The sequence below is a fragment of the Archangium sp. genome, assembly GCF_036389735.1.
Classification (GTDB): domain Bacteria; phylum Myxococcota; class Myxococcia; order Myxococcales; family Myxococcaceae; genus Archangium.
This window is the reverse complement of sequence record NZ_DASVWK010000218.1, coordinates 1-4,510: the sequence shown is the minus strand read 5'-3', so window position 1 is coordinate 4,510 and position 4,510 is coordinate 1. Positions and strand designations below refer to the sequence as shown.

Genomic DNA, 4,510 nt, shown 5'->3' with positions numbered 1-4,510 from the left:
TGACGGCGGACTTCAACCGCAACGTGCTGAGCGTGCTCAACCGCGAGCTGGGAGCGGACTTCGAGCCCGACACCTTCGAGCACCTGGCGCCCTTCGACGAGGAGAATGGCTGGGTGGAGATGCGGCTCATCTCGACGAGGGCGCAGGCGGTGCGGCTGCCGGAGTTGGGGCGGTGCCTGAACTTCGCCGAGGGCGAGGTGCTACGCACGGAGGTGAGCTGCAAGTTCCGTCCGGAGCAGGTGGAAGCGGAGCTGGCGGCCGCGGGCCTGCGCCTCACCGAGCGCTGGACGGACGCGGCCGGAGACTTCGCGCTCTCCCTGGCTCTCAAGCGCTGACACCCCGCCCGTCCCGGAGCACTCGCCGTCACGGCCCGGCCGCGGGGCGGACAGGAGTCCCCCCTCCGGTCGAGTTGGCCCGCAAGTGGTCCAATGGTTGTACCAGTTGGCGACGCGCGCGCCGGGAAGGGGGAGCCGCTCGGGTACTGCATCTCCGGCTGGACGGCCATCCGCGGAAAGCGACGGACGGCGGGGCCTCCGCGAGGGCCTGAGTCCTCTGTCCTCGGGACTGGCCCACCTGCTGCAACAACACCGGGCGGGAGGAGGAGATGAAGCAACTGGAGCGAGCGAAGCTCGTGGCGCGCATCGAGGAGGAACTCGAGCGCATGATGACGAGAGGTGAGCTGTCCAAGGAGGGCAACCTGCCCTCGGAGCGCGGACTGCTGCTGCGAGCACGCGCCGAAGGCGCAACTCACTCGGCTCGAGGGGAGCTGTTTCGCGCTGAGGGATGAAGCGCACTGGGACGATGGCTCGAGACGTTGGGTGGCGCGGGAGTTCGAGTTGCTCAAGGAGGCGGCCCTCGCGGTGAACCGTCCTGGCGACTTCCTCCTCGTCCAGTCGTTGGAGCGGGCCTACCGGGGAATGGCCGAGACCCTGCGGCCCCACCTCCTCCCGGAGGCGGTGTGCCACTGGGCGTTGCAGACGATGTACTGGCTGGGGGACCGGGACGTGGAGTCACTGAGGAAGGAGCTGCCCCCGCTGCTCCTGGCCTGTGATGAGCGCGTCCTCGGAAGCCTCTGGCCAGCGCCCGAGGGAGATGACGTCACCCACGTGTCGCCGTGACGCACTGGCCGTGAGCCCGTCACACACCCGGAGGTGAAATAAATCCACCGCTCCACGGTTGCGGATTCGAAGGGCAGACACGGACAGGACACATCCACCCGTGCGCCGGCCGTCCGGGGGGAAGGGTCGACGCACGGGTTGCGAGGGGGGATTCATCGGGCGCGCAATCGGGGAACATGGAGCCCCGGGTTGCCGCGCCCGATGTCTTTGCGGGCTCCCCTCAGCGCGACGGCGGCTTGAACTCGATGCCCCGGCAGGCCTCGGTGGCCTGGTGCACCTCTTCGGTGCTGACACCGGGAGACGTGGCGCACAGGAACAGGTCCTCGCCCACGCGCCGGGCCCCGAAGAGCGCCGGGTACTCCGCGCCCAGGCCGCCATCACCCAGCTTCGGCGCGAGCGTCACCCGGACGAGCGTGAAGTCCTCCCCGCCCTCCTCCTGGTCGATGGAGCGCTCGAAGCCCGTGAAGGACTGGGCCATGGACTCGAGGAGCGCCTCGGCCGAGGGCAGCTGCGCGCCCTGACCAGGACGCAGGTCCACGCGGAGCACGGGGTGACCGGGAGGGCCGAACTGGAAGCTGCCGTCCGGCGCCACCTGGGCCGTCCATCCGGAGGGCATGGGGACCTTCACGCCCACCCTGCGCGGGGCAGCCGGCCGACCCTCGGGGGACTCGATGTCCTTCGAGGTGACGGGCGGCTCCTCCTCACGTGAGCGCCCCTGACAAGCGTTGCACCCGTGGGCCAGCATGGCGAGCGCCACCAGGGCGACCCGGACACGCGGGCCCACGGTGGAGCGCACTACTTCTTGCCCTCACCACCACCGGGAGCCGGCGGCGGGTTCTTCCCGAGGTTCTCCATCTTGGAGGTACCCTCGAAGATGACGCCACGGTCCATGGTGAGCGCGGGCGACTCCAGGGTGCCCTTCACGCGCGCGGGCGCATGCAGCTCGATGAGCTGCGTGGCTCGCACGTTGCCCTCCACGGTGCCGTTGATGATGACGGTGCCGGCATTGATCTCGGCCTGTACGCGGGCCCCATCACCAACGACGAGCACGTCCTTGGTGAAAATCTGGCCGTTGAACTTGCCGTCGATGCGGACCTGCCCCTCGAAGGTGAGCTTCCCCTCGAACTCACTGCCCTTACCCAGCAGCGTGTGAACCTCACCCGGACGCGTTGCCACGGATTCATCCTCCCGTCTGCCACCTAGAAGCGGTACGTTGGTCTTTTCGTCTTTTTTGCCGAGGAGCGCCACGCGCTACTCCTTCCTGAGCAATTTCAGGATTCGATCGAGGTCATCGTACGAGAAGAAGTCGACCTCGATGGTGCCTTTTCCGCTGCCCTTCTCCACCAGCCGCACTTTGGTGCCCAGAGTGCGTTGCATCTCCTCCACCAGGGACTTCACCTGGGGGCTCTGCTTCTGCGGCTTGCCCGAGTCCTTCGCCTTGGTGCCCTTGGCCTGCTGAACGAGCTTCTCGGTGTCGCGCACGCTGAGCTTGCGGGCGGCGACCTGGGCGGCCAGCTCCGTCATCTCGGGGAGGCGGGGCACGCCGAGCAGCGCGCGGGCATGGCCGGCGCTCAGCGCGCCCTCGGCCACCATGCGCTTCACGTCATCGGGCAGTCCCAGCAGGCGCAGGGCGTTGGCCACGGTGGGGCGCTCCTTGCCGACGCGCTGGGCCACCTGCTCCTGGGTGAGGCCGAACTCCTCGACGAGGCGGTGATAGCCCTCGGCCTCTTCCATGGGGTTGAGGTCCGCGCGCTGGAGGTTCTCCACCAGGGCGAGCTCGAAGGCCTCGACCTCGGTGACCTCGCGGACGATGGCGGGAATCTCATGGAGGCCGGCGGCCTGCGAGGCGCGCCAGCGGCGCTCGCCGGCGATGATCTTGAAGCCCTCGCCGTCCTTGCGCACGAGGATGGGCTGGAGGAGTCCCTGGGCCTTGATGGACTCGGTGAGCTCGCGCAGCTTCTCCTCGTCGAAGTGGCGGCGCGGCTGGAGCGTGTCGCGGCGAATCGCCTCGATGGGGAGCTTCATCACGCCATTCCTCGGCGGAGGAGCGGGCTCGGGAGGGGCCACCACCACCGCGGCGGCGGGAGGAGGAGCGGCCTGGGGGATGAGGGCGGAGAGGCCACGGCCCAACGCCCGCTTCTGCTTGTCACCGTTCAGCACTGCTGCGTCTCCGCCGGGGGGGCCCGGCTCAATCCACCCGGGCAGGGACCCGGGCGGCCACGTCTTTCACTTCACCGCGAGGGCCCGCCTGAACGCCCGCCTATATAAGGATGCGGGCGGGGCGGGCAGGAGGAGCTAGGCCACCTTGCGAGCGGGAGGCGGGTTGCCCTCGCGCTGCATGATCTCCCGGCCGAGCGCCAGGTAGCTTTCACAGCCCTTGGACTTGATGTCGTAGAGGATGATCGGCTTGCCGAAGGAGGGGCACTCGGACAGGCGCACGTTGCGGGGGACGATGGAGGTGAAGACCTGCTCCTTGAAGAAGTCCCTCACGTCCGCGACGACCTGATTGGCGATGTTGGCGCGCGAGTCGAACATGGTGAGGAGGATGCCCTCCATCTTCAGGTCCGGGTTGAAGGCCTGCCGCACCAGGTCGATGGTGTGGTTCAGCTGGGAGAGGCCCTCGAGCGCGTAGTACTCGCACTGCAGCGGGATGAGGACGGAGTCCGCGGCGATGAGCGAGTTGAGGGTGAGCAGCCCGAGCGAGGGCGGGCAGTCGATGAGGATGTAGTCGTACTGGTCGGCGATGGGCCGGAGGGCCTCGCGCAGCCGGAACTCGCGACGCTCCTGGTTGACGAGCTCCACCTCGGCGCCGGTGAGATCCGGCGTGGCGGGGACGACCTGGAGGAAGCGCAGCTCGGTGGAGTGGATGAGTTCGCCGATGGGACGACCGCCGAGCAGGGCGTCATAGACGGTGCCCTGGAGCGCGTCCCGCTTGAGACCCAGGCCACTGCCGGCATTGCCCTGGGGGTCCATGTCGACGAGGAGCACCTTGCGCTCAGCGGAGGCGAGGCTCGCGGCGAGGTTGATGGCGGTGGTCGTCTTGCCGACGCCGCCCTTCTGATTGGAGATACAGATGATTCGACCCACGTGGCCCATCCTTGCGACGCCCCGGGAGTCCCGGGGGCTCTGCGGGGGAGGCTTGTACCGAGCCCGCATTGATCCATCAAATCGGCGGCTGATCCAGTCCGCGACCGGATCCGCTTCTAGCCTGCTTGCCTGACATCCCCCCTCCCCTCTCCCCCGGGAGAGCGCCGGGGTGCGGGGAGCGAGTCCCCTGGGTGGGGCTCCGGGGGTTCCACGTGGAACACCTCCAGGCCGGAGCACCCGCCCCCCGGCACGCGAAGGACAGACCTTCGGACGGGAGACGTTCCACGAGGAACGTCGCCGGACCC

The 4,510-nt window shown here is 68.7% G+C and carries 7 protein-coding genes; 3 read left to right on the top strand and 4 right to left on the bottom strand.

What is annotated here, in order from left to right; translation table 11 throughout:
* From VF794_RS08120 to VF794_RS08110, 3 genes are all read left to right on the top strand, one after another.
* Positions 1–335: L-histidine N(alpha)-methyltransferase (locus VF794_RS08120; RefSeq protein WP_331108610.1), on the top strand; the 335-nt coding region annotated here is incomplete at its 5' end.
* A 269-nt stretch (positions 336–604) separates the two neighbouring features.
* Positions 605–787, top strand: coding sequence for a hypothetical protein (locus VF794_RS08115; RefSeq protein ID WP_331108609.1), 183 nt, complete (start codon positions 605–607; stop codon positions 785–787).
* 31 nt (positions 788–818) lie between these two features.
* On the top strand, positions 819–1,118 hold the full coding sequence (locus VF794_RS08110; RefSeq protein WP_331108608.1) for a hypothetical protein: 300 nt from the start codon (positions 819–821) through the stop codon (positions 1,116–1,118).
* Between the two features lie 220 nt (positions 1,119–1,338).
* Here VF794_RS08110 and VF794_RS08105 read toward each other — a convergent pair whose 3' ends face one another.
* From VF794_RS08105 to VF794_RS08090, 4 genes are all read right to left on the bottom strand, one after another.
* Positions 1,339–1,902, bottom strand: a complete 564-nt coding sequence (locus VF794_RS08105; protein ID WP_331108607.1) for a hypothetical protein — start codon at positions 1,900–1,902, stop codon at positions 1,339–1,341.
* Positions 1,903–1,913: 11 nt separating this feature from the next.
* The gene (bacM, locus tag VF794_RS08100) at positions 1,914–2,366 is read right to left on the bottom strand and encodes a bactofilin BacM (RefSeq protein ID WP_331108606.1); all 453 of its coding nucleotides are present in this window, start codon (positions 2,364–2,366) and stop codon (positions 1,914–1,916) included.
* 3 nt (positions 2,367–2,369) lie between these two features.
* The gene (locus VF794_RS08095; protein ID WP_331108605.1) at positions 2,370–3,278 is read right to left on the bottom strand and encodes a ParB/RepB/Spo0J family partition protein; all 909 of its coding nucleotides are present in this window, start codon (positions 3,276–3,278) and stop codon (positions 2,370–2,372) included.
* 135 nt (positions 3,279–3,413) lie between these two features.
* Positions 3,414–4,205 carry an AAA family ATPase gene (locus VF794_RS08090; protein WP_331108604.1) on the bottom strand — a complete coding sequence of 264 codons (792 nt, stop codon included), beginning with the start codon at positions 4,203–4,205 and terminating at the stop codon, positions 3,414–3,416.
* Positions 4,206–4,510: the final 305 nt, after the last annotated feature.